Source organism: Caldanaerovirga acetigignens, assembly GCF_900142995.1.
Taxonomy (GTDB): Bacteria; Bacillota; Thermosediminibacteria; order Thermosediminibacterales; family Thermosediminibacteraceae; genus Fervidicola; species Fervidicola acetigignens.
Genome location: NZ_FRCR01000002.1, coordinates 74,543 through 99,645 on the forward strand (window position 1 = coordinate 74,543; position 25,103 = coordinate 99,645).

Sequence of the window (25,103 nt, forward strand, 5' to 3'; positions counted from 1 at the left end):
TAATGGTAAATTTTTCAATGTGCTACCTTACGCTTTTATGTTCACCTTCACGTCATAAAGGGCTGCACATTCTCCCATCTCACTTGCCCTGGGAGGCACCAGGAAGTTGGGGCAGGAGCCGCTTCCCACTTCCCACCCCGATTCTAAACTCACGGTATCTTTCCTCATCACTGGGTCAAAATGAATTCTGGCTTTTATGCTCCCTGCGTCATTGTAGATTTCCACTTCCTGCCCTTCTTTCAATCCTAACCTCATTCCCTCTTCAGAATTGATAAGGACTTTGGGAACAGGATTTAACCTTTTTATATAATTTGTCACCTGGAATTGTGAATGGATGCGATAGAGGGAATGAGGGGTTATAAGATGGTAATTGAATCGGTTGCCTTGACTTTCCGGCGGCATATAAAATGCGACCGGTGATTGACCTTCAGCTTTTGCTTTCTCCGAATAGAATTCGAACTTACCCGATGGTGTCCGGAACTTCTTATCTTTCCATGCAACTTCCGGCGAAAGGGGATTTTTTATGTGCCCTTCTCGTTTGAGTCGATCAAGATTTACGCCAAATTTGTTGAATGCGTCTGCTGCATATTCGAAAAATTCTTCCCGGCTTTCCCACGGAAATCCTTTTAGCTTTATTCTTTTCGCAAGCTCTATGAATATTTCTTCGTCGGGCCTCGACTCACCTACAGGTTCTATGACTTTCGGGCAGTAGTAAATCCACGGGCTCCAAGAACTAACCTTTATGTTTTCTTCCTCAAAAAAAGTAGTACATGGAAAAACCACATCGGCTTCTTTTGCCGTGTCGGTCATAAATAGGTCCACTACCACTACCGTTTCTATGCTGCGTAGGGCATTTATGATATTCGCGCTGTCAGGTGCATTGACCACTGGATTTGCGTTGGTAATAAAGGCCATTTTTACCGGCGGGTCTGCATTCAATATATCCTCACCCAGGCTCCAAATGTTAAAGGTCCTGCCCGCCGAGGAGATGCCCTTTACATGGTTTCCTACTTCCCAGAAGATGTCGCTGCAGTACGACACTCCAGCTCCTGGTTTTCCAATATTTCCTGTCACGGCTGCGAGGGCATCTATAGCTCTTACGGCGTTGCCGCCGCCTCGGTATCTTTGAAGTCCAAAGCCGAGTAGAGTGGTAACCGGGTTATTATCGGCATAAAACCGCGCTAGGTTTGCAACGTCTTTTACATCTACTCCGGTTATTTGCGAAACCTTCTCGAGAGGATAATCCTCCAGCACTTCTTTGAACCGGTCAAAGCCAAAAGTGTACCTTTCTATGAAATTTCGGTCTAACATTTCCCTTTCCACCAGGTACCGGCACGCCCCTAACGCAAGAGCAGCATCGGTACCGGGCTTTGGCCTTACCACCAGGTCAGCCACATCCTCAAGGCCGGTGGAGAGGGGATTTACTATGGCTAGCCTACCGCCATTTCTCTTGCATTCAGCAATAAAGGGCAGAGCGTGGACGTTGGTGGATTTCACGTTTCTTCCCCATAGCACGCAGCCTCTGGCGTTCGGCAGGTCTTCCATGCTGTTTTGCGAAAGGCCGCCGAAGTCGTAAATTTGCGCGGCCAGGCCTGCACTGAAGCAAAGGTCGCCTTTTACAGCGGTGACGCCGCCTAAAGTGTTGAAGAACCTGGTATCTATGTGTTTGGTCAGGGCTTCCGAGCCGCTATAGTGGTAATGGAGAACGGCTAATGGGCCATATTTTTCGAGAACCTCCTCCAATTTTTCTGCTGCAAAATCCAAGGCCTCATCCCATGTAACTTTTAAAAATCGCCCGTCTTTTTTCATCATCGGATAGCGGAGACGGTCGGGATGGTACACCAGTTCCACATAAGAATTCCCCTTGGGGCAAAGGTAACCCCTGGTAATGGGATGGTCCGGGTCTCCTGCTACTTTGACGAGCTTTCCATCATCATCCACATAAGCTAACATAGAGCAGCAGTCAAGGCAGTCCCGGGTGCAGGCCGTCCGGTAAACTTTCATATTTTGACTTCTCCTTCCTCTTTAAAGGAAACTTCTCTTTATATTTTAAGAAATAATTTGGCTATGTTGAAGTAGGCCACCAGTGCCATTGCATCTACTATGGTGGTAATTAAGGGACTTGCCATTATCGCTGGATCGATTTTTACAATTTTGGCCAGAAGAGGCAGTAATCCGCCGACCACTTTAGCCATTACTACTACTGCTATCAATGTAATACTTACCACCAAGGCTATTGAAGTGCTTACCTTCTCGATGGCGATAAGCCGGATGAAATTCAGCCCTGCAAGGGAAATCCCTGCAATAATACTTACCATAAACTCCTTTGCCACCACTTTAAAAGCATCTCGGGTTCGTATTTCCCCCAATGCCAAACCGCGAATAACCATGGTGGAGGATTGGGAGCCGGCATTTCCCCCCGTATCCATCAGCATGGGGATAAAGGCCGCCAGTATTACCATGGTTTGAAGAAGGTCCTCGTATTTTTGTATTATGCGGCCAGTAAAGGTGGCCGAGACCATAAGCGCTATCAGCCAGAGTAGACGATTTTTAGCCATAGTGATGGGACTTTGGCTTAAGTATGATTCCTCACTGGGGCTTATTCCTCCCATCTTCTGAATATCTTCGGTATTTTCTTCCTCCAAAACATCCACTACGTCATCTATCGTGATTATGCCCACCAGTCGGTTTTCCCGATCAACGACGGGCATGCTCAAAAGGTCGTACTTTTTAAAAAGGGATGCCACATATTCCTGATCATCATCGGTTCTAACCGTGATTATATTTTTGTCCATCAGATCTTCGATTTTACTACTCGGATCAGCTAATACTAGATCTTTTAAGGAAATTGCTCCCAAAAGGTGTCTTTGTTGGTCGATAACGTAACAAGTGTAAATGGTTTCCTTTTTTGGCGCTGTATAGCGTATATGGCAAAGAGCTTGTTCCACAGTCATATCGGTCTTCAGGTCTACGAATTCTATTGTCATTATGCTGCCGGCAGAATGTTCAGGATATTGTAAAAACTGGTTTATAAGCCTTCGCTCGCTTTCCGGCGTTCGCTGAAGTATTTTTTTTACAACGTTGGCGGGCATTTCTTCCAGAAAATCTATTTTGTCATCAAAAAATAGATCTTCTACCAGGCTTTTCAATTCATCTTCTTCTATCATTTGGGAAAAGGCAGTTCTTATCTTGTCAGATAGATATGAAAATACTTCGGCCGCTTTATCTTTAGGTAGCAATCTAAAGGCAAGAAGACTTTCCTTTTCATCCATTTGGTTTAAAATTTCGGCCACATCCTGTACTGCAAGCTTTGACATTTCTTCTTTTAATGCCATGAAGTCCTTTCTTCTCAACATTTGTCTAAAATATTCTTTTGTTTTTTCAATGTCCACAATAGCACCCCCTAAAGTTCGGGGGCAGCACCGGCAAGGAGGGGCGCCGGCGGACTACCCCCGGTTTTGTTTTCGCCGTTTACAGTTGTAAAAAGCAAGAAGCATAATCGAGGCAAGGGATCCACCAGCACCACCCCCTTACGATTAATGTTTTTCAGCGGCTACTTGTGATAAGGCTCGCCCCGGATTATTTTAAACCACCGGTAAATTTGCTCCAAAAGCAAAAGGCGCATAAGCTGATGAGGCAGCGTAAAGTCAGAAAAAGAAAGCTTTATGTCGCAAACCTTCTTTACCTCATCGGAAAGACCCAGAGAACCGCCAATTATAAAGGTAATGTCGGAAATGCCCCTAAGGGCAAGTTCTTCAATTTTCGAGGCCATCCCTTCCGATGAAAATCTCTCCCCCTCGATGCAAAGGGCGATTTTAAAACCTTGCCGGGGGACTTTGCCTAAAATCCGCTCTCCTTCTCTTTTCAGCACCTTTTCCTTCTCGGCAGGTCCCGGTTCATCCTGAGACCTTTCTTCTTCCACCTCTATAATCCGCAGGGTGCAGTATGGTTTTAGTCGTTTTTCGTATTCCTTTATACCTTCCCTTAAATAGCCTTCCTTAATTTTCCCCACTGCCAGTATGGTGATATTCATAGCCTATTGTCTTCCTCTACAATTTCGGCGCTTTAATGAGTTTATTGTGTTTTCTCATCTTCCGGAATATCCTTTTCAGAAACCTCTATTAGTTCGTATTCCTTATTTCCCATTCCAAGCTCGTAAGCTGCGTCGATATGAAGCTGGGCGTCCTTGCCGGTTACGGCCTTCAGAATGTTTTCTCCCTTCTTTACATTTTTATCCGCCGCTTTTGATCCAGGAAGGGGCTCGGCACCGTTTATTAAGTCCAGCGACGCCTGGTCTATCGCCACTATGTCGTGGGAGACCAGTACGCCCTGGTCCTGTACCAGGGGAGTGTCCGCCATTGGCATGCAGTCGCATTCGGGCTGCACCTCGGTTATGAAGTTTATATAAAGGATCCTTCCCTTTTCGAAGGTGGAAACGACCGCATACGCCGACTCGGCAAGGCCTTTTTGGAAAGTCACTTCGTCGATGGGCACCACCATGGCCTCCGAAGGACACACCCGCGCGCACCTTCCGCATTTCACGCAGATGCTCCTGTCTATGACTATGCTGTCGTCGACGAGCTGTAAAGCCTGGTGCGGGCATACGCGGACACACTGACCGCAGCGGGTGCACCGGACTTCAACCCATTCAAGGTGCTTTCCTTCGTAAAAGTGTATCCTGCCCCTTTCTGCCTTGCCGTGGTGGTCCTTGCAGCTTATGCATCCCATGGCGAGGTTTTTGATAGCTCCCCCGAAGCCGGAGCCTATATGGCCCTTGCAGTGGGATACGACTATCATGGCCGAGGCATAATAAATGGCCGACGCTACTCCTATCTCTCCCAGGATGGGGCCTGCTTTGACCTTTATTTGGTCCCGTCCGAAAACTCCATCTGCCAAAACCACGGGCGCTCCCACCGAGAGATGGTTGATGCCTTCCATGTTGGCAACTTCCAGGTATTCCAGCCCCGGTATCCTCACCGTGTCGGTAACAAAGGGCATGCCTCCCGCTTCTTTAACCCTTTCCACCACTTTTCTCAAAAAAATGGGCCTTACGATGCGATGGGCGCCGTAAGAACCGAAATGGGTCTTTATCGCCACATAATCGCCTTTTTCTATAAAAGAGCCGAAATCGACCATCTTTAAAATCTGCTCAAATTTGGCAACTAGGCTGTACTTGTAGTCGTAGCTTTTTACCCTTGCATCAGCAAAAAATATTTTACTTTTCACGAGTTTCCTCCTTCCTTATCAATTATTGCCCGTTTTAAGGAGTAGTTTGATAAGCTCGAGTTTTTCCAGGATGTTGGCACATTTTAACAGAAACTCCAGGGATTCCTCGCTCGACTCCCAGTAGATTTTCTGAGCTATTTCGTATAAAGTTGATTTTCCGTCGGCATAATAGAAAAGATATTCGCTGTTTTCCCTCTCGTTTTCTTAATAAGTTCGAAGTATTTTTACCGACGCCCTTCTTTTATTATCTCCGCAACTCGCCCGGCCGTATACTTCTCGGCCTTTGACAGACGGCCGCACAGCAACCTCGATATTTCGTCTAGGGCAACGCTTCCCGCGCTATAGTTCTGTAAATATCGAAAAACAACTGATCCCCTTTGCGGATCATCTACAAAACATTATTTCCCGGGAAATAATTCGCCGTCATCCGACAGGAAAAGCACGCTTGAAGAGGCTTCCGGCACCAAATAAGACTTGAACTCGTTACCCAGAATTTCCCTTACTTTTCCTAGGGCATGCCCGGCATCTTCCGCCGGTATCATCCCCATTTCCAAAACCTCTTCAGGAGCGAAATTCGACACCAAAATCACCCGATGCTTCTCACACGACAGTGTGAGCATATAGCCAACGGCTTTTGCAATGGTGAATTCCCTCCAGAGCTCCTCTTCCCTCTCCCTGCGGGTCTTGAATTCGTATATTATTCTATAAAAATCGTTGTGGCCTACTCCCTCCGGACATTCGGCAAAGAGCACCACCACTCCGCCTTCTTTCAGCACCCCAATACTGTTTTCCACGGCCTTGGTGGCCTGATAAAGGTCGATGTCCTTGGGGAATCCGCCGCACGAAATAAAAAGGGCGTCGGCTTTTTCTCCAACTTTTAAGCTGAAGAACTTTTCAACAATCCGGCAGCCCTCTTCGAAGGCCTTCCGGTAATCCCCCGCCACAACCTTCGCAATCTTCCCTTCGTCATTCAAAATCACGTTCACCATAAAGGAGGGATTCACCATGGCGGCTATTTCATCCATGTCCTCCGCCATGGGATTGTTCCTTAACTTTCCGCACCCAACGGTTTCTTTCAAGCCTCCGCCTTCTTCTGGAGGATTCAACATAAGCTTGTGGTTGTGCTGAATAGTATCGAACCCTGAAACACCCGGACAAATAGCCTTCCTTCCACCGCCAAACCCGGCCATCGAATGATACACAATACCGCCCGTGATTATCACCTTGTCGGCCTCGGCCACTAAGCGGTTTATCCATACCGGCGTCCCCCTGGAAGTGGTCCCTACATACACGAGGCCGTTCTTGTTCCTGCTGTCGTGATCTACGATGCGGACGCGCCTCGTTACTTCGGAACCAAAAAGATATTCCAGCTCTTGAAAAGTATGCCCGCGATGTGTCCCCGTCGCCACCACAATGGTTATATCCTCGTATGGTATGTGCGCCTCCCTCAACTCATCTATTAGCGCGGGGATTACCACCTGATTTCGAACGTTTCTCGTTATGTCGCTGGCAATAATTGTTACTTTGTCGCCCTCTTTTACAATTTCGCAAAGCGGCAAAGAGCCAATGGGGGATCTTAAGGCCTCTATTACAGCCTGTCTTTCATCTGGTGCTGCCGGGATATTCCCCGCTATTAAAACGGATATCAAGTTATCTTTGGGGATTTCAAGTTTCATCGTTCTGCGGCCGTATTTTAATTCAATAGTTGCCACTTTCATAAACACCTGCTCCTTCAGAACGGTTTTATTATATTCTACTTCATTTTCTGGATTTTGCCAATGCAAAAACGATTATCTTTCTAATTCACCCGTATAGGCATTGACATAATAAACTTCGCCGTTATTTAGTTCTACCTTCCAAACTGGTGCCGCCGACCAGCGCTCTGCATTGTAAAATTGCGAGTAAAAACCTTGTTCAACTTTTTTCACTATCATCGGAGTTTTGTTTTTTCTTTCAGCATCCACCTTCAAAACAGCTGTCAAGGGAGGTATAACCTGCCGTCTTTTCCCTTTAAAAGCAACGGGTTTTAAAAAACTTCTCTGAAATTTAACGACGCCGTGAGGAGTTATTGAAAGTCTTATGTACCTATTGGCTATAAAGAATCCCTTATAATTGCCTATGTATTCCACTTCATAGCCATTAATTTCAGGGTTGTACTTTACATAGTTTAAGCTAGCATCTTCGGGCAGACCTCCGTGTACTTTTATGAATCTTTCCGCTATCTCCACTGCCTTAGTTTCATCGAGATTGCTTATATTTTCCGCTTTTTCATCGTTTTCGAAGATGACTGAGCCACTTTCCGTAAATATCAGCCGCCTACCTCCTGAAATGTATTTTTTCCCGTCCTCTATATCCTCGACCTTTTCTATTTTTTCTGGTAAGAAGATTTTTAAGATTTCTTCCGTTTTTAACGATTCTCTGCCCACTTCTAGAAAAGGCAAAGGAACCCCTCTGGCCGGCAATTGGATCGTAAGTTTTATCCCTCTGCTTTCCAGATAACTTCTTATAGCTTGGTCTTTATCTTCCCCTAAATATAGGCACTGCTCCGGAAGGGTATTCATAAAAAGATTTATTATTAAAACGATGTTTAGTACAAAAAAAGAAATGGCAAGAATCCCAATGGCCTTTCTCCAATCCATCTTTCTCCCTCTTCGGCTAAAAATTGACAGCCATACCGTTTTTAGCATTTATAAAAATTCTGCCGTACTGGGTTTCAATGGTCCAAACCGGAATTATTTCATAATCAAAAACGAGGTAAGATAGTTTAAGCGATGTTACTTCCTTTAAATTGAAAGCAGCAATTGCAGCGTCCAGGGCCTGTATAGGAGATATGGGCTGAACTTCGTAAAGCACCTTGTTTTCCTTTACAATGTTTCTAAAAAACCTGGAAACCTGATTCTCCTCAACAGTAACGGTAAGATATTCACTATTGCTCAAGAGCGGCAAACCTCTTATTCTTATGTTGAAATTAAAAGTATACGTTGTCCTTTGATTTTGTACAACCTTGTAGCCCGAAAGATATACATCTTGGGGCCAACCCCCGTGGGTGTTGATGAAATTAGCAGCAATTTTTAAGGCTTCGTAAAAATCGGAGCCCGCTTTGAGCCCTCCTGTTAGCGGCCTGCTGTACTCAAGGGCACCAGAAGGGTATATGCGAAGCCCCCGGTTTCCATCAGTATAAACCACTGCGCCGTCTTTTTCTTCAATTTTGCGGGTTGCAGAAAAATCAGGGAAAAACTGAGCTATAGTGCTCTGGGAGGGGATTTTTTCGTGCCTCATTGAAAGCACCGGCAGTTCATTTTGTCCCGGCGACACTGGCACGTATAAGCCTTCCTCCAATTTGACATTTATTTTGGCTGGCGGAAGGTACGTATAGACGGGCAGGTCTTCCGTTCGCGCCCTATCTAATAACCTCTTAAATTCAAAACTGCTTTCTCTGGATTTTAAACTGTAAAATTCGCCGCTTTCTCCCACAAAAAACACGGAAAGGCCATCATCCTCAACTACCATTATAGAATTCACCAATCTTCCCTGAGGGATGGCCTGCTGAGCTGTGTTCATATTGAAAATCTTTGTCAAAAAATCAACGGGCAAAGGCACGGGGAAGTTTAATTCCATCCCCACTTTTTGCCTTAAATTTTCGTCGTCAAACTTTGCGTTTTTAACCTCGATAAGCTCCTTACCCTGGACTAGCATCCTTACAAAGTCCCAGCTTTCCGCGTAAAAAGGTGCTTTTGGATAAAGGATACTATGCATATCCTGTCCGAAATGCAGCACAATCCTATCAGGAGTGATTACATCGGCCAGGTCTACAACGCTCAAAGTTGAGTTTTCAGCCTTAATATCATCGTATTCACCGTAAAATCGCCACCATGTTATACTTGACAGAAAAAGGCTGGTGCCTACCAGCAAAGCGAGAAACAAACCGAGAAGGAAATCCCTATTCTTCACGGCTGCACCGCCTTTTATTGCAGTATGAGAAGTTTTAACGCCTGGAGTATGGAGCTCAAACTTTTTAAATTCGTATCATTGTCAAGCCTGTAAACGTTTCGAGAAACGACCTCCTCTTCCCCAGAGGGAAATACTGCTTTTACACTTATTACGTTTTTCCCAAGCTCAACGTCAGCTTGGGTCACGAAGAGCCCCGAAGCACCCACCTTAAGGATCTCCTTCTTTTCCCCGTTAACAAAAACCGCAACAGAAGTATCAGCGACTGTCTCTCCGGAAACAACTACATAGCTTTGGGTTGTCACAAAGTCTTCCTTGGGACGGTTCAGCACAAATGCTTCCTTAGCGTCGGCTATGAAGAAAAGCAAGAAAACTATAAAAAGGGACAATATCGCTATCCCGATGAGCCTTTTCATAATAGTTTGCTCCTTTTTTATAAAATACCTCTCTTTACAGTTTAACCCAAAAATATTACAGAAGTATTACATCCACGTTACGTTTGATTTACACAAGCGTCGGGAGCCTTATTATAACCTCCGTGCCTTTCCCCTGTTCGCTGATAATGTTTATCTCGCCATCGTGGGCGAGCACTATTTCGCGGGCTATAGAAAGTCCAAGCCCCGTTCCGCCAAGTTCGCGGCTTCTGGTCTTATCAACCCGGTAAAAACGCTCGAAAATCCTCGGGAGGTCTTCCTTCGGAATTCCAATCCCCGTATCTTTAACGGAGATGTAAATTTGATTGCCGGCATTTCCGGCTTTTACAAAAATCTCGCCTCCCTCGGGAGTATACTTTATCGCGTTAGAAAGTATATTTTGAAAAACCTGCTCTATTTTATCCCTGTCAGCAAATGCCTCGAGACCTTCCTCAATCTCATGCTTCATGGAAAGCTTTTTTTTCATAGCATTCATCATCATTTTTGATATTACATCGCGAAGGAGCAAGTCAATTCTAACAGGCCTTTTATTCCACTTAATCTCCTTATTGTCCAATCTGGAAAGTTCCAAAAGGTCATTGACTAGCCTTGTCATTCTGTCCGCTTCGTCATTTATGACGCTTATGAACTGGCGGGCTACAGAAGTGTCGTCCATTGCCCCGTCAAGCAGAGTTTCCGCATAACTTTTTATCGTTGTAAGGGGAGTTCTAAGTTCGTGGGAAACGTTAGCGACGAATTCCTTTCTCATTTCTTCCAAACGCTGTTGCTTTGTGACATCCTGCAATAGCAATATATAACCTGTTTCTCTTGTTTCTCCTGTCAATGGTGCAAAGATGGCCTTCAGCGCACCATCTTTTACCTTTACTAAAACTTCCAGAGGTGCTCTCGTTGCTTTTTGGTAATCCTCCGGGTTGATTTTTAAAATATCTTTTAATTTATCTTCTAAAGCTCCTTCTAGCCGTTCTCCTTCAAGGCCCAGCATACGCATCGCTGCCGGATTTATGTGGATAACCTCTCCTCTTCCGTTTAAAGCTATAACCCCATCTGCCATGTTTGTAAGTATGGCTTCCATTTTTTCCTTTTCCTCTGAGATTTCTTCAAGAGTCGCCTTAAGTCGACTAGTCAGGAAATTAAACATGTCAGTAAGCTTTCCTATTTCGTCGTCAGATTTCACCTCTATCTTCTGGTCAAAGTTTCCTTCAGCCAGAAGTGCCGCCCGTTTCGTAACTTCACGAATGGGCCCCGTTATGGTATTTGACAAAGCATAACCCAAAAATCCCGTTATCAAAAGCGCAAGTAATGTCGCCGTGAGCAGGATTAACCTTATATTGTTCAGTGTCTCGTATATATCCTCCAAAGAAGCCACCAGGTAAAGTATCCCTACCACAGCACCGTCGTTTTTTATCGGGTATGCTAAGTACTTATATCTCTTTTTAGTATTTGGGTCTTGCCTTATGTCCTCAGCCTGCTTGCCGAAAGTGGCCTGCATAACTTCCGGCGACAATATCCTGGTGCCCCTGCTAAACCTTGTTTCATCCGTCGAAGCAACTACCGTCCCTTTTTCATCCATCACCGCTATATATTTTATACTGCTAGGAGCCACTTGTTTTATGTACTCTTGGATTGTGGAATCATTAACTGATAATTTTCTTTCCGGCGGCAAATACCTTACCAGCAAAAAATCCGATATAAGCTGGGCATTTACTATTAGGCTTTCGGTGAGCTTTCTGTCGTGATATCTTTCAAGAGACTGCATCAAGTAAAAGCCCACCACTTCCATGGCAAGAAGGATAAGGAGTATGTAAATAGTTACCAGCTTTGCCTGTATGCTCTTAAACAATTAAAATCACCCTAGTTTTTGGGAAAGTAGTAACCTACTCCCCGCTTGGTCAATATGTAAGTTGGATTCGACGGGTCATCCTCTATTTTTTCTCTGAGCCTTCTCACTGTTACGTCCACAGTGCGGATATCGCCATAATATTCATAACCCCAAACTTCTTCAAGTAGCTTTTCCCTCGAAAAAACCTGACCTGCCTGGGCTGCCAGAAATTTTAAAAGCTCAAATTCTCTTAGTGTGAGTTCTAACAACTTGCCGTTTTTCCTCACCTGAAAGCTCGATAAATCTATCTCCAAGTCCTTTACTTTTATTATCTTTTGTCCTTCAACGGGATTCGAAAGCGTAAGCCTGCGCAAGTTCGCCTTTATCCTGGCCATTAGTTCTCTCATGCTGAACGGCTTTGTAACATAATCATCGGCTCCCAGTTCCAATCCCAGCACTTTGTCCACTTCTTCGCCTTTCGCAGTCAGCATTATTATCGGACATACGAGCTTTTCCCTTAGCTTTTTGCAAACGGAAAATCCGTCCTGTCTCGGCAGCATTATGTCGAGCAATACCAGGTCCGGATTTTGCGAGATGGCAACTTCTATGGCCTCTTCTCCGTCATAAGCGGCAAGCACTTCATATCCTTCTTTTACGAGGTTATATTTTAAAATATCTACTATAGGCTTTTCATCATCTACTACCAAAATTTTCTGCCCCATAAAACTCACCTCTTCTTTATCTAATTCTTAATATTCGATATATCGCGGCGTTTTCCTTCAAATATCCATCACAGAATTTTGTCCACTTTTATTATACAAAAAAATTGTGTGGTGGCATAATATGGCAAATCGTCGCCACTGCCTTTGTGCACCGGCGAATTTGATACAAAGCAACTTTACAGGAGCATTTTTAACATAACATGTAGACAAAAAAAAGCTGCGTTTTCGCAGCTTTTTACCTTAGTTTCCCAGATAGAGCAGCGGATTTTTGGGAGTGCCGTTGACCCTTACCTCAAAGTGAAGATGCGGACCTGTAGTCCTCCCCGACGTTCCCACACTGCCTATGACCTGCCCCTTAGATACTTGCTCTCCTACCGAGACATTTATGCTGTTCAAATGGGCGTAATAAGTCTCAAATCCTCCTCCGTGGCTTATTATAACAAGCCTTCCGTATCCGCCATTTCTTCCTGCAAAAGTCACAACCCCAGAATTTGCAGCCCTCACAGGAGTGCCTACAGCATTGGCTATATCAACCCCCGTATGGAATTCGCCTCCCCGGTTCCCGAAATGCGACGTAATCCTTCCGCTTACCGGCCAGTAGAACCTTCCGCTCCCGCGGTATGTAACGACCGCTTTCGTCCCCTGGGCTACTATCCTGGCAACGGGTTCCTTCGTTACCTTTTCCTCTAAAGTCTTCTCAGACATTCTTAAGCCGTTTTTATACACAACCTCTGCCAAAACCTGCTTTAGCCCTTCTTTACCTTCCTGCTTTACAATCCTTTTTCCCTCTAAAAGCGAATTGTCCTTTACTATTTTCGTTTCGTAAGGTATAGCTTCCTGCTTTGTGACTCTCTTTACAACAGTCACGTTAAGCAGCGGTTTTATCTCCTGAAGATATATTACATCTCCCGGCGAAAGCTTATCCACCGACTTTAACTGGGAATTGGCCTCCACTAGTTTTGTAAAAGGAATATTGTTCTTTTTTGCTATATCCCACAAGGTTTCCCCTTCACGCACAGTGTGGGTCTTCATTTCAAGTGTACCTTTCAAAATCAAATCCTTTGCTTCATCTTTTGAAAGTACTTCATTGGCATTTACATATTTTTCTACCAGCTTGATTCTATCGGGGACCTCTACCCGGACCAGTTCTCCCGGCGCCCCGTTTATGTAATGCTCCTTTACAGCCTGCAGGACCGACTCGGCCGTATCTTTGTCCTTCACCGCCAGCACTTCTTTGTCGTTTATCATTACCGAAACCGCCTTGACCTCTATAGCAATCGATTCTTCCAGCTTTCTCAGAAGCTCGTCCTCATTTAGCAAGCCATCCCTCACCGGTTCCCCTGAACTCACCTTAATTTCCTGAGCCAACCGGATTTCCGGGCCCAATTTTTCCGTGTATTTTTCAACGAGCCTTTGCCTTGCCTTTTCAATAACCTTTTTGTTTTTTACATTGCCAATAAACCTGCCCTCGACACTTACCGCGTAGACCCTTCCGTTCAATGCAAAAAACAGGGCTATTAAAACCACCGTTGCTAGGGCACCGGCCGCTGCCGTCAGCCTTTTGCCCTTCAGGCCTTTCAGGTCCGGTAAATTCATCCCCCCACTCCTTTCCCGGTTAATTTTTCAATATGCAAAATTTTATTAAATTGTAACTTCTTTGTAACAAAACTGTAACACACTCTAATTTTATTCTACGTATTTTTTGTTTTTCCTTCTACAATTTCATTGATTTTTTGTGGTTTTTTCTAACAAAACTATGCTCAAACCCAGGAACATGACAAAAATGCCTGAAATCGCCGATATGCTGGGAACCTCACCGAAAATTAACGCTCCTAAAATCACCCCGCCGGTAACTTCCTGGGTAGATATCAAATTGGCATACGTCGGGTGGATGTACCTGATGCCAGCATTGTATAAGGTGTGCCCCAACGTAGTCGGCATCAAACCGAGAAGCAAAAGTGCAACCCAGCTAGTCCAGGATGAAGGCATTTTAAAAAACGGCAAAGCCACTATCAGCAAGAATAAAGCGCATGTGAAATAAACCCAGAACACGTATTTCAAAAGCGGGAAGTTTTTTCTCTCGCTTCTTCCTATCACAGAATATATCGCGAGGGCTAGGGCGGATAATAGGGCCATTATGTCCCCCATGACCATTTTGGGTGTGAGCTTTGTTTCAAATCCCGTCAGGATAATAATTCCCAAAATCACCAAAAATATACCTATGTACTTGTACCTAGGGATTTTTTCTTTCAACAGAAATGATGTCAGCGCTGTTATCATGATAGGAGCTGTGTAAACCAAACTAAGAGAATGGGCTATTGTAGTATAGAGAACAGAGCCTATATAAAATAAAAAATGAAACGAAGTTACAAGGCCGTACAAAAGAAATCTTGCAAGTTCCCTTTTATTGACCGAAAGGTCAACTTTTGCGGCTTTTGCCGCAATAAGTATAAAGAGGCTGCCAATGAACATCCTGAAAAATGCGATTTCTGCCACCGGCAATTCACTTGCAAACCTTGTGAGTATCGGGCTTGTACTGAAAAACAATGTTCCCAAAGCCGAAAGAACAAGTCCTTTTTTTTCTTCTTTCAAAAATGTCCCTTCTTTCTTTTAAACTAAGCAGCTTTTTCTTTTCCTATACTACCCGGTTTTTTGAGCATTTCGTAAATCACTTCTTTAAAGTCCGTTCCCATCACGCAGTTTACGGCATTTGCAAAATCATCGGTGGTGGCGTTGCCAAAGACATTCTTTCTAAGATATATTCTTAATGCTTTTCTCATTTTACTTTTACCGATTCTGCTTTCCAATTCTTTAAGCATAATAGCTCCCTTCTTATAGACAATAGCGTCGTACTCCCCCCAGCTCCTAAACTGGGAAACCGGCCTCAGGATCGGTCCTGGGCTGTTGCCCAATTCAAAAAACCGGTATGGGTAAAGTATAAAATCCTGGTATACTTCCCTTCCTTTTGCCCTGCCATAAACCCCTTCAAAATATAGGACTGTGGAGTACTCCGTTATCGCCTCGTCCAACCACGGTTCTTTAACCTGGTTGTTACCTACAAGGCCGTACCACCACTGATGGGCGGTTTCGTGGACAATCACGTATTCCAGAAGGACCTCATCGTCTAGCAAGTTATGGTCTATGAGCACCAAGTTCGGATATTCCATGCCTCCTATGTAAAAGTCGGACATAACTATGGAATATTCATCGTAAGGATAGGGCCCGAAATATCGATTGAAAAACCTGAGGGCCTGCTTTCCGTATTCCAACGCTTTCTTTGCCGCATCCTCATTGTCGCCAAAGTAAAAGACATTGATTTTCGTCCTGCCCACCTTTCCGGAAATCGCCCTTAGATCAGTGCCTGCAACCCAGGCAAAATCCCTAACCAGTTTGGCTTCAAAGACCCAGGTGGTGGTGTTGCCTTCAGTAATCTTTTTTGCCGGTCTTCCGGTAGCAGCAATTGTAAAGCTGTTTGGAGCTGTTATGCTTACTTTGAAGTTTGCGATATCGCTGTAAAACGGGTCCCCTATGGAATAATAAGGGTCGAGGTTCCACCCGTTTTCATCGTAAACGCAAAGCACAGGATACCAGTTGCCAAAATTGTATGTGTTTTTGCCGTGCCCGAACCGTCCGGGGGAAAAGGGCACCTTTTCTTGAAACTCTATTTTTATTTCAATTTCTTCACCGGGTTTTAGCTGTTCTGGTATATTGACCTTAAGGAGCGTCCCTTCTTTTTTGAAATCCAATTTCTCCTCTTTGCAAGTTACGCTGGAAATATTTATGTACCCTTCCGAAAATCCCTCCGGGTAAGCGTATTTTAGCTCTTCCATAGGAAACGGCGCTGTCTTTAGAGATTTGAAGGCTTCGGGATAAACGTGAAAAATAATCTCCGAAAGTTCACAGCGGGTGCGATTGCGAAATACTACGGTCTGAACAGCATGTACCATTTCCTTTTCGGGATAAAATATCGCATCAATAATATAGCTCGGAGCAGTTTTTAACGCCTCTTCAGCCTTCGAGCCGTAAAAATATTCAGTTTCCAGATTAATTTTAACCAGGCAATAAGTAATCGAAAGGGCCATAACGAAAAAAAGCACGAGAACGACCGATAACCTTTTCTTATTCAAATACATCGCCCCAGTTTTGTAAGATATTATTATATATACTACAATATCTACTAGATATTCCTCAATTCTGTCATGTACACATAATCCACAAGTTATCCACAATTGTGTACATAAAGTTAAAAAAGCTAATTTTATATTATTATGAAATTGGCGCTTTTTCAATTATTTTTGTATCGGGCTTCTTAGGCGGGGCTAATCCGTTTTGATGTTTAAACTTCACTAATTTATGCATAAATAAAACCCTCCCCAGATACTTCGGACTCTTTTTGGGAGGGCAAGTCCGTGAAAGCTAGATTTTCCAACGCTGGAGCGGAAGACGGGATTCGAACCCGCGGCACTCGGCTTGGGAAGCCGATGCTCTGCCACCTGAGCTACTTCCGCTCGTTCTAATTATAATTATAGCTAAGCTAAAAATGTAAGTCAAGATAAAAATAAAAATGGTGACCCCGAGGGGAGTCGAACCCCTGTTACCGCCTTGAAAGAGCGGTGTCTTAACCACTTGACCACGGGGCCACAAAGGTGGTGAGCCATCCGCGAATCGAACGCGGGACACCCTGATTAAAAGTCAGGTGCTCTACCGACTGAGCTAATGGCTCACAATAATGTGCTGCTTTTTAATGCAAACAGCAAGATATATACTACTATAAAAAGGTGAATATGTCAACCCCCTAAAAAAATTGACATCATATTACCTCTATCAGCTCAAAACCCTGGTTTCTTCCTGGACCCACCGATACAAAGCATATATCGACACCCACAAGTTCTTTTACCCTCTCCACATACCTTCGCAAATTGCCCGGCAGTCTATCGTATTCGGCCGCTTCCGATACGTTTTCCTCCCATCCCGGGAGTTCTTCATAGACCGGCCTGCATTTGGCCAAAACCTCCAAACTGGCGGGGAAATCCTCGATGAGCTTTCCGTTATATTCATAGGCTGTACAGATTTTTACTTTTTCAAGGCCCCCCAGAGTATCCAGTTTAGTAATAGCAAGATGGGTAATACCGTTTACCCGGATGGCGTATTTCAGCATCACCACGTCAAGCCACCCGCAGCGACGGGGCCTGCCTGTAGTCGTGCCGTACTCAAACCCTCTCTCCCTTATATAATCCCCCGTAGCATCCAAAAGTTCCGAAGGAAATGGGCCTTTCCCCACCCGGGTGGTATACGCCTTTACCACACCTATCACCTTATCTATCATGGTGGGTCCTATGCCGGCACCTATGCAAACCCCTCCTGCTATCGGGTGGGATGACGTTACATAGGGATATGTTCCCAGGTCTAGATCCAGGAAGGTCCCCTGAGCCCCTTCATAGAGGATTTTTTTGCCCTCTTGGGAGCCTTCGTATATAATCGCTGAAGTATCGCATACCATATCTTTCAATTCTTCGGCTGCTTTCAAATAACTTTCCATGATAGAGCTTTTCTCGAATCCTTTGACTTTGTATATTTTTTCTAAAATAAAATTTTTTTCTTCCAGGTTCATGATTAGCCGCTCTTCGAAAATTTTTTCATCCAAGAGGTCGCTCATTCTTATTCCAATCCTTTGGGCCTTGTCTACGTAAGCCGGCCCTATGCCCCTCCGCGTGGTGCCAAGCTGGTACTTACCTTTCCTTTCCTCCTCCAGTTCGTCTAACAACTTGTGATACGGCATCACTATATGGGCGCGGTCGCTTATCTTAAGTCGAGGTCTGATGTCTATTCCATAACTTTCTAAATATCTAATTTCTTCGACCAGCGCTATGGGGTCAATTACCATGCCGTTACCTATGATGCATATCTTGCCCGGATGGAGAATCCCAGAAGGAATCAGGTGGAGTTTGTACCTAACGTTGTCAACTTCCACCGTATGTCCTGCGTTATTGCCGCCCTGATAGCGTACAACAACATCCGCCCTCTTTGCCAAGTAATCAATTATGCGTCCCTTTCCTTCATCTCCCCACTGGGCTCCTACCACCACAAGTCCTGGCATTTTATCACTCCTTTATCGTGGGCTTCAATTCAATTTCCTCTCTAGAATCTCTCTCGCCACCATTATTCCGGAAACCGAGGCCTGTGCCAATCCCCTGGTGACCCCTGCTCCGTCTCCAGCGGCAAAAAGGTTTTTAATCTGGGTTTCTAAGCTCGAGCTAAGAGCCGGTCTTGCCGAGTAAAATTTCACCTCTACTCCGTAAAGCAGAGTATGATGGGAATAGACTCCCGGCACCAATTTATCCATCGCCTGCAGCATCTCAAGTATACTCACCATGTGCCTGTAAGGAAATACCAGGCTCAAGTCCCCCGGAGTGGCTTCCTTCAACGTGGGATCAACCAGCCCGCGCTTTATTCTCTCAGGGGTAGAGCGCCTGCCGGCAAGAAAGTCCCCCAATCTCTGAACCAGCACCCCACCCCCCAGCATGTTTGCTAATGTGGCGATATACTTTCCGTAGGAAATAGGTTCTTTAAAAGGATGCGTGAAAGTCTTGCTGACAAGCAGCGCAAAATTTGTATTTTCGGTTTTTTTGTCGGCATAGCTGTGGCCGTTAACGGTGATTAGTCCGCTGTTGTTTTCTATTACCACCTCTCCGTAAGGATTCATGCAAAAAGTCCTTACTTTATCGTCGAATGACTTGGAATAGTACACCAATTTCGACTCGTAAACCACGTCCGTCAAAGGCTCCATAACAACAGCCGGAACTTCCACTCTGACTCCTATATCGACGGGGTTCATCGCCATATCGAGTCCAAGGCGCTGGGCTTCTTTAGCAAACCACTCGGCTCCCTCTCTACCCGGCACCGCCACAACGAAATCAGCCGTGTATTCATCACCTCTTTCCGTGACTACACCGTAAACTGCTCCATCCCGGACAAGGATCGTCCTGACAGCCGTCATTGTCTTTATATCCACCTTGCAGTCCAGGTACTTTCTCATTTCTCTCAAAATGTTCCAACATTTTTCAGTCCCTAGGTGCTTTATTCTGGCGGGAATCAGTCTTAAATCGGCCGTCGCTGCCTTTTGTTGCAATTTTTTTACTTTCTCCTGGTCGGTTCCGTGGACAATTTCAGTAGCGCCGAAGCTCAAAAATATCCTGTCTACATAACCTATGAGCTCTGCCACCTGCTCTTTCGGAATGTACTCGTCGAGCCACCCGCCAAATTCGGTAGTCAAGGTCAACTTGCCGTCGCTAAAAGCTCCCGCTCCTCCCCAACCGTTCACTATGGAGCACGGATCGCAATTCAAGCATTTTACTTTCTTTTCCTTAGAAGGACAGAGTCTTGCCTCAATGTCCTTGCCTTTCTCAAGAATCAAAATATTGAGGTCTCCACCTTTGTCCACCAATTCCAAGGCGGTGAATATTCCTGCTGGTCCAGCACCGATTATTATCACATCGTAATGTCTTGACATTTCACCACACCACCTGACAAGATAAAATTAAAAAAGGCAGCACATTAAAAAACATTATTCTCACAACAATAAAATGTGAATATGCTATAACCTAAATAATAATAGCAAATTACATGGTGAATGTCAATTTTTTATGCGTATAATTTTAAATTTGTTATACATCAATATTCGTATATATCCGTACAATCGATTTGGCATTTTTGAAAATGCACGAATTATAATTTAAAAAGCGCGGCGAAAAGCCGCGCAAGCTTAATCTTTCCTACATCTCATCAATTTTCTTTCGTCCAGCACTATGATTTTTTGCCTGTCTATATCTATAATGCCGTTCTTTTTCATCTGACTTAAAATCCTCGTCACCGTTTCTCTAGAAGTGCCAACCAAAGCTGCCAGCTCCTGCCTCGTAACCGGAAGGTCAATCTCAATGCCCCGGGATGTCCTCTGGCCGTAATCCAAGGATATCTTGTGAAGCATACAGGCCGTGCGATCGTAAGTATCCTTCAAAGCAAGGTCTTTTATCTTCTCCTGGGAATCTCTCAGCCTTGCAGCCATTATCCTTATGATCTTTATGGCAAGGTCGGGACTTTTTTTAATAAAACTTTCTAAATCTTCGTTTTTTATAAAGCCCACCACAGAGTCTTCCACAGCCTCGGCCGTTGCGGGATAAGTGCCTCCCCCCAGTAGTACCGCTTCTGCGAATACATCCCCCTCATCGAAAATATGCAATATAAACTCTCTTCCTTCGTCATCGCCTTTATACACTTTAACCTTACCGGATTTTACAAAAAACACCGCTTCACCAGGATCTCCTTCAAAAAAAATAACAGTGCCTTTTTTGTAATTTTTAGTATTAACCAGTCTCTTTACCTTTACTAGCTCTTCGTCGGAAAGCTCGGAAAATATATAAACTTTCTTTAAAATATCCTCGAGCGCCAGATTGAAATCTTTCTTTTCGGGCAATGCGCTTTCCTCCCCGCAATTAAGCGTATCTCGCCTCTTCGCTCTGGCGGTACTTTTCGATGCTAACGAACTTGGTGTACTGAGAAAGCCATAACAGTTCCACCTTCCCGGTGGGGCCGTTCCTCTGTTTCGCTATTATGACCTCGGCTATATTTTTTCTGTCCGTATTGGGATTGTAATAATCTTCCCTGTAGAGAAACGCTACCAAATCCGAATCCTGCTCCTGGCTGCCCGATTCCCTTAAGTCGCTGAGCACCGGTCTGTGGTCGGACCTTACATCCGGCGCCCTTGAAAGCTGGGATAGAGCCAACACCGGCACATTCAATTCTCTTGCCAGGGCTTTTAATGACCTTGAGATTTCCGAAATTTCCTGCTGCCGATTTTCAGACTGGCCCCTGCCCGCTATCAATTGAAGATAGTCTATAACCACCAGCCCCAGACCTTTTTCCGCTTTAAGCCTGCGCGCTTTTGCCCTAATCTCCAGGCAGGTGATGCCCGGCGTATCATCAATATAGATAGGGGCTTCAGACAAAGGTCCCATAGCTCTCGCAAGTCTGGGCCAGTCGTCTTCTTCCAGCCTCCCGGTGCGGAGCTTATGGCTGTCCACATTGGATTCAGCGCAAAGCATCCTCTGTACCAGTTGCTCCTTCGACATTTCAAGGCTGAAAATCGCAACAGGTATTCTATGCCTTATTGCGGCGTTTTGTGCTATGTTCAAAGCAAAGGCGGTTTTACCCATGCTGGGTCTTGCCGCCACCAAGATAAGGTCGGAAGGCTGCAGGCCAGAAGTCATGGCATCCAGGTCGGGAAACCCAGTGGGCACACCAGTTATCCCGCCTTTAGAATTATAAAGCTGTTCGATGCGCTCGAAGGTAGAAAGAAGTACGTCTTTTATGTGATGGAAGTTGTCCACTCTTTTTTTCTGGACTATGGCAAAAATCCTGCGTTCTGCTTCATCCAGAAGCTCTTCTACATCTTCCCTTGGTTCGTAGGCCATTGAAAGTATTTTTGATGTGGCTTCCAACAGCCGCCGGAGCAGGGCCTTTTCTTCGACTATCTTGCAGTACTGGGCAATATTGGCCGGTGTGGGCACTACTTCGGTGAGTGTTGTAAGATAGGTGACACCGCCCACACTTTCTAACATCTTTCTGTTTCTCAAGGTTTCGGTTACCGTAATTAAGTCCACCGGTTCCCTGCCTTCGTGCAATTCCGTTATGATATTGAAAATCGTTCGATGGGCTTCCAGGTAAAAATCCTCGCTTTTCAAGCGCTCTAGCGCCACGTATATGGCCTCTTTTGAAAGGAGCATAGAGCCTAAAACTGACTGTTCCGCTTCGACGCTGTGCGGAGGAACTTTAGGCGCTGTAAGGCTCATATATATCACCCTTCGACTATTCTTACGATGAGCTTTGCCTCGACTTCGGGATGAAGTTTAACCGGCACTTCATAACTACCAAAAGCTTTAATCGGCTCGTCAAGCTGAATCTTTCTTTTGTCTATATCAATGCCGTATTGCTCCTTTAAAGCATCAGCTATGTTTTTCGAATTTATGGAGCCATACAGTTTCCCCTGGGCCCCCGCTCTTACCTTCAACGTCACACTGCATTTTTTAATTTTTTCTGCCATTTCTTCTGCTTCCATCTTTTGCCTTGCAAGCTTCTTCTCCTTTGCTTTTTTTTCTTCTTCTAATTTTGCCAGGTTTCCAGGGGTTGCTTCAACGGCTAGGTTTTTGGGGAAAAGAAAATTCCTGGCATATCCATCGGCGACATTTACCAGGTCTCCTTTTTTACCAAGGGTTTTTACATCCTGAAGGAGTATTACCCTCAACTCACATCCCCCTCTTTCAAGAATTCGTCTATGGCCTCCTTTAATCGTTTCATCGCATCTTCCACCGTCACATTGGAAATCTGGGCACCGGCCACAGTCAAATGCCCTCCCCCGCCCAGTTTTTCCAAGATCCTCTGGACATTAATTTCCCCTAAGGACCTGCCACTTATGGCCACACCATCCTCAAATGGTACAAGTACAAAAGCAGCGTGAACGCCTTTTATCTCGAGGAGCGCGTTAGCGGCATGGGCTGCGGTAAGGCGAGGGTTTTCGCATTTTTTATCGTAATAAGACAGGGCAATGTTACCGGGAAGAATCTGCATTCGCTTTACTACTTCTGCCCTTTTATGAAATTCTCCTACGTCCTCCTGAAACAGTTTGAATACCAGCGTCGGATCTGCACCGTGCCTTTTTAAATAAGAAGCCGCGTCAAAGGTTCTGACCCCTGTTTTAAACGAAAAATTTCTGGTATCCACACTTATGCCGGCCAAAAGGGCTGTTGCTTCCCGGGGACTTAATTTTATCTCTTCACCCATATACTGGATCATTTCGGTCACCATTTCACTGGTAGATGACGCGTACGGCTCAAGATAAACAAGAATAGCCTTGTCGATAAACTCTTCCCCCCGCCGGTGGTGGTCTATCAAAACCACCTTTTCAGCCCGCTGTAAGATTTTCTGGGAATAACAGAAGGAGGGCTTATGAGTGTCTACTATAACCACCAAAGTATCCCTGGTTTGAACTTTTAAGGCTTCTTTCTCTGGCATAAAATACCTTTGCGTTTCATCGTCTTCATATAAAAGCTTTAAAAGTGCCTCTACCGAATGGCCCTGATCGGGAGATAAGACAAAATACCCTTCCTTTTTTAAGCACCTTGCAGCTTTTACCATACCGATACCGGCGCCCAAGGCATCCATGTCTAAGAATATGTGTCCCAACACTAGCACCTTATCTGCCTCTTCTATCAAATCGCGAAGGGCATGGGCTATGACCCGTGCCCTCACTCTAGTGTATTTTTCCATTTCCCTCGCCCTGCCGCCATAAAAATGAGTACTGCCTTCAGCTTTTACTACTGCCTGGTCTCCTCCCCTGCCCAGACATAGTTCCAGTGCGTTTTGCGCCATCTTGTTGAGTTCTAGGAGACTATCTTTACCGTAAGATGCGCCTATGCTCAAAGTGACGGCAAGCGCATTGGGAGTCTTTATCTCCTTTATTTTTTCAAGGATATTGAATTTGTTTTTTTCAATTTGGCGGAATTTTTCTACAGTCACCGCGGATAAGAACTTATCATCATCAAACTTTTTTATAAATCCTTCATAGCTTTGAACCCATTGAGTTATGACTTTGTCAATCCTTGCAAGAAACTCCGGCCTGTTTTCTTCTGGTGTGGCAGCCAGAACTTCGTCATAATTGTCAATCTGAATGTACATAATAGCTACACCGGAGTTTGCCGGGAATTTAAAGGGCTCCTCCTTTGATTCTTCGAGCTTTTCTCCTTCCTCTTTCAATTTCTTTTTAGAAAAAATATAGGCTCCGATTAAAACTAAGGAAATAATGGCTCCCAATCCTAACGCAATCTTAAGGTTTATTAAAGACGCTGCAAAAAGCTGTAATATTATAATTGCCAGGAAGAGGCTGTTTTTTTTAATGAAGTTGAAATGTCTTTGCATGTCTTTCCCCGCCATTACAATCTGCGAAAATTAAATGCCGTATCTATCATTCCGAGAAGGAATATCAACTGTGCCATAAATGGATTGGAGAAGAGAAATAGAATTACAAAAACCCTCAAAACTTTTGATACATTGTACTTGCCAAGGAAGAAAGCTAGAACGGCAAGCCCCTGTATAAAAAACGCGATAGAAAAAATCATCTGAAGGTTGAGTCCTATTTGTTTTAAAATTCCCACCGGCCAGTAAGATTCCACCAAGACGGATAGCTGTCCCATTAGGAACAATAGCAGTGTGTACGGAGGCATTTTCCACTGCCAAATCGGAGGAAAATCCTCCATGCTGTAGCCCAGACGCCTCAAAATCATTTTTGAAATATGAAAGCATAAAAACGAACTGCTCACCGAAGCCAAAACTAACATCGCCGGTATCAATAGCGGCATCAAGTCTAATATCTTCCCGTACATTTCAAGGGCTGGTTTTATGGTTTCGGGGTCAACGCCTATGCGGCTGTAAACTTTCGCTGCGGAGTTAAGGCTTTCCCTGTATATTTCTATCTCCTGCAAAAATGGATTGATACCCATTATTGCCAGTGAAAGCATGAAAAGGGCAATATTTGATACTAACGACGCTCCAGTACCCACGGCGAAAACTTTAAATGGAGAGTATTTTCTTTTTAAGGCCCAGCCCATGCCCATCCCTACAAGCCCGAAACTCAAAACTCCAGTTATCGCCCTGATAGGTCCTGAAAACGCAGCAATAACGGCACCTGAAACCAACACAGAAAGTAAGCTTACACTGAGGCCGTGCTTCATTCCAAGGATAATCACCGGCACTGGGAGCACTAAGTCAGCCAATAGCCCTACTCCCGGAACGTATATCGAAAAGAAGCTTAGTATAACTGTTATGGCCGAAAGCAGTGCCCCTTCAACAATTGCCTTCGTACTGTAGCGGTGCATTTTTCCCTCCTCGCTTCTATAAAAAAGAGAG

General features: G+C 44.7%; 20 protein-coding genes and 3 tRNA genes. All 23 read right to left on the reverse strand.

Features of this window, described 5'->3' with window-relative positions; all coding sequences use genetic code 11:
• Nucleotides 1-27: 27 nt before the first annotated feature.
• Nucleotides 28-2,004 (reverse strand): molybdopterin-containing oxidoreductase family protein, encoded by a 1,977-nt coding sequence (locus BUB66_RS01895; protein ID WP_073253814.1) that lies wholly within the window; start codon nt 2,002-2,004, stop codon nt 28-30.
• Nucleotides 2,005-2,042: 38 nt separating this feature from the next.
• Complete coding sequence (gene mgtE, locus BUB66_RS01900; protein ID WP_073253817.1) at nt 2,043-3,392, reverse strand: magnesium transporter; 1,350 nt, start codon at nt 3,390-3,392, stop codon at nt 2,043-2,045.
• A 161-nt stretch (nt 3,393-3,553) separates the two neighbouring features.
• Complete coding sequence (gene rlmH, locus BUB66_RS01905; RefSeq protein ID WP_073253820.1) at nt 3,554-4,033, reverse strand: 23S rRNA (pseudouridine(1915)-N(3))-methyltransferase RlmH; 480 nt, start codon at nt 4,031-4,033, stop codon at nt 3,554-3,556.
• Nucleotides 4,034-4,074: 41 nt separating this feature from the next.
• Nucleotides 4,075-5,226: a DUF362 domain-containing protein gene (locus BUB66_RS01910; RefSeq protein ID WP_073253823.1), complete on the reverse strand. Its 1,152-nt coding sequence runs from the start codon at nt 5,224-5,226 to the stop codon at nt 4,075-4,077.
• Between the two features lie 398 nt (nt 5,227-5,624).
• Nucleotides 5,625-6,944 (reverse strand): nickel-dependent lactate racemase family protein, encoded by a 1,320-nt coding sequence (locus BUB66_RS01915; RefSeq protein ID WP_073253826.1) that lies wholly within the window; start codon nt 6,942-6,944, stop codon nt 5,625-5,627.
• A gap of 72 nt (nt 6,945-7,016) precedes the next feature.
• Nucleotides 7,017-7,865, reverse strand: a complete 849-nt coding sequence (gene yycI, locus BUB66_RS01920) for a two-component system regulatory protein YycI (RefSeq protein WP_073253829.1) — start codon at nt 7,863-7,865, stop codon at nt 7,017-7,019.
• 16 nt (nt 7,866-7,881) lie between these two features.
• Nucleotides 7,882-9,177: a two-component system activity regulator YycH gene (gene yycH, locus BUB66_RS01925; protein WP_073253832.1), complete on the reverse strand. Its 1,296-nt coding sequence runs from the start codon at nt 9,175-9,177 to the stop codon at nt 7,882-7,884.
• A gap of 14 nt (nt 9,178-9,191) precedes the next feature.
• The gene (locus tag BUB66_RS01930) at nt 9,192-9,590 is read right to left on the reverse strand and encodes a hypothetical protein (protein WP_073253834.1); all 399 of its coding nucleotides are present in this window, start codon (nt 9,588-9,590) and stop codon (nt 9,192-9,194) included.
• Nucleotides 9,591-9,678: 88 nt separating this feature from the next.
• Nucleotides 9,679-11,448, reverse strand: coding sequence for a two-component system histidine kinase PnpS (pnpS, locus tag BUB66_RS01935; RefSeq protein WP_073253837.1), 1,770 nt, complete (start codon nt 11,446-11,448; stop codon nt 9,679-9,681).
• 11 nt (nt 11,449-11,459) lie between these two features.
• Nucleotides 11,460-12,149 (reverse strand): response regulator YycF, encoded by a 690-nt coding sequence (gene yycF / locus BUB66_RS01940; protein WP_073253840.1) that lies wholly within the window; start codon nt 12,147-12,149, stop codon nt 11,460-11,462.
• A 240-nt stretch (nt 12,150-12,389) separates the two neighbouring features.
• Nucleotides 12,390-13,745 (reverse strand): M23 family metallopeptidase, encoded by a 1,356-nt coding sequence (locus tag BUB66_RS12590; protein WP_073253843.1) that lies wholly within the window; start codon nt 13,743-13,745, stop codon nt 12,390-12,392.
• Nucleotides 13,746-13,871: 126 nt separating this feature from the next.
• Entirely contained in the window at nt 13,872-14,741 is an 870-nt protein-coding gene (locus BUB66_RS01950) for a DMT family transporter (RefSeq protein WP_073253846.1), read from the reverse strand.
• Nucleotides 14,742-14,764: 23 nt separating this feature from the next.
• Entirely contained in the window at nt 14,765-16,282 is a 1,518-nt protein-coding gene (locus tag BUB66_RS01955) for a M1 family metallopeptidase (protein ID WP_073253849.1), read from the reverse strand.
• Between the two features lie 299 nt (nt 16,283-16,581).
• Nucleotides 16,582-16,657, reverse strand: a tRNA-Gly gene (locus tag BUB66_RS01960).
• Nucleotides 16,658-16,714: 57 nt separating this feature from the next.
• Nucleotides 16,715-16,789, reverse strand: a tRNA-Glu gene (locus BUB66_RS01965).
• A gap of 7 nt (nt 16,790-16,796) precedes the next feature.
• Nucleotides 16,797-16,872 (reverse strand) — tRNA-Lys (locus tag BUB66_RS01970).
• A gap of 87 nt (nt 16,873-16,959) precedes the next feature.
• Nucleotides 16,960-18,246 (reverse strand): adenylosuccinate synthase, encoded by a 1,287-nt coding sequence (locus BUB66_RS01975; RefSeq protein ID WP_073253852.1) that lies wholly within the window; start codon nt 18,244-18,246, stop codon nt 16,960-16,962.
• A gap of 24 nt (nt 18,247-18,270) precedes the next feature.
• Complete coding sequence (locus BUB66_RS01980) at nt 18,271-19,659, reverse strand: NAD(P)/FAD-dependent oxidoreductase (protein WP_073253854.1); 1,389 nt, start codon at nt 19,657-19,659, stop codon at nt 18,271-18,273.
• A gap of 252 nt (nt 19,660-19,911) precedes the next feature.
• Nucleotides 19,912-20,619 carry a Crp/Fnr family transcriptional regulator gene (locus BUB66_RS01985; RefSeq protein WP_084098577.1) on the reverse strand — a complete coding sequence of 236 codons (708 nt, stop codon included), beginning with the start codon at nt 20,617-20,619 and terminating at the stop codon, nt 19,912-19,914.
• 19 nt (nt 20,620-20,638) lie between these two features.
• Nucleotides 20,639-21,994 carry a replicative DNA helicase gene (gene dnaB / locus BUB66_RS01990; RefSeq protein ID WP_073253857.1) on the reverse strand — a complete coding sequence of 452 codons (1,356 nt, stop codon included), beginning with the start codon at nt 21,992-21,994 and terminating at the stop codon, nt 20,639-20,641.
• 5 nt (nt 21,995-21,999) lie between these two features.
• Nucleotides 22,000-22,446 carry a 50S ribosomal protein L9 gene (gene rplI / locus BUB66_RS01995; protein WP_073253860.1) on the reverse strand — a complete coding sequence of 149 codons (447 nt, stop codon included), beginning with the start codon at nt 22,444-22,446 and terminating at the stop codon, nt 22,000-22,002.
• Nucleotides 22,443-24,131 (reverse strand): DHH family phosphoesterase, encoded by a 1,689-nt coding sequence (locus BUB66_RS02000; protein WP_073253863.1) that lies wholly within the window; start codon nt 24,129-24,131, stop codon nt 22,443-22,445. Before BUB66_RS02000 ends, rplI begins: the two co-directional genes overlap by 4 nt.
• Complete coding sequence (locus tag BUB66_RS02005) at nt 24,131-25,072, reverse strand: YybS family protein (protein ID WP_073253866.1); 942 nt, start codon at nt 25,070-25,072, stop codon at nt 24,131-24,133. Before BUB66_RS02005 ends, BUB66_RS02000 begins: the two co-directional genes overlap by 1 nt.
• Nucleotides 25,073-25,103 lie beyond the last annotated feature (31 nt).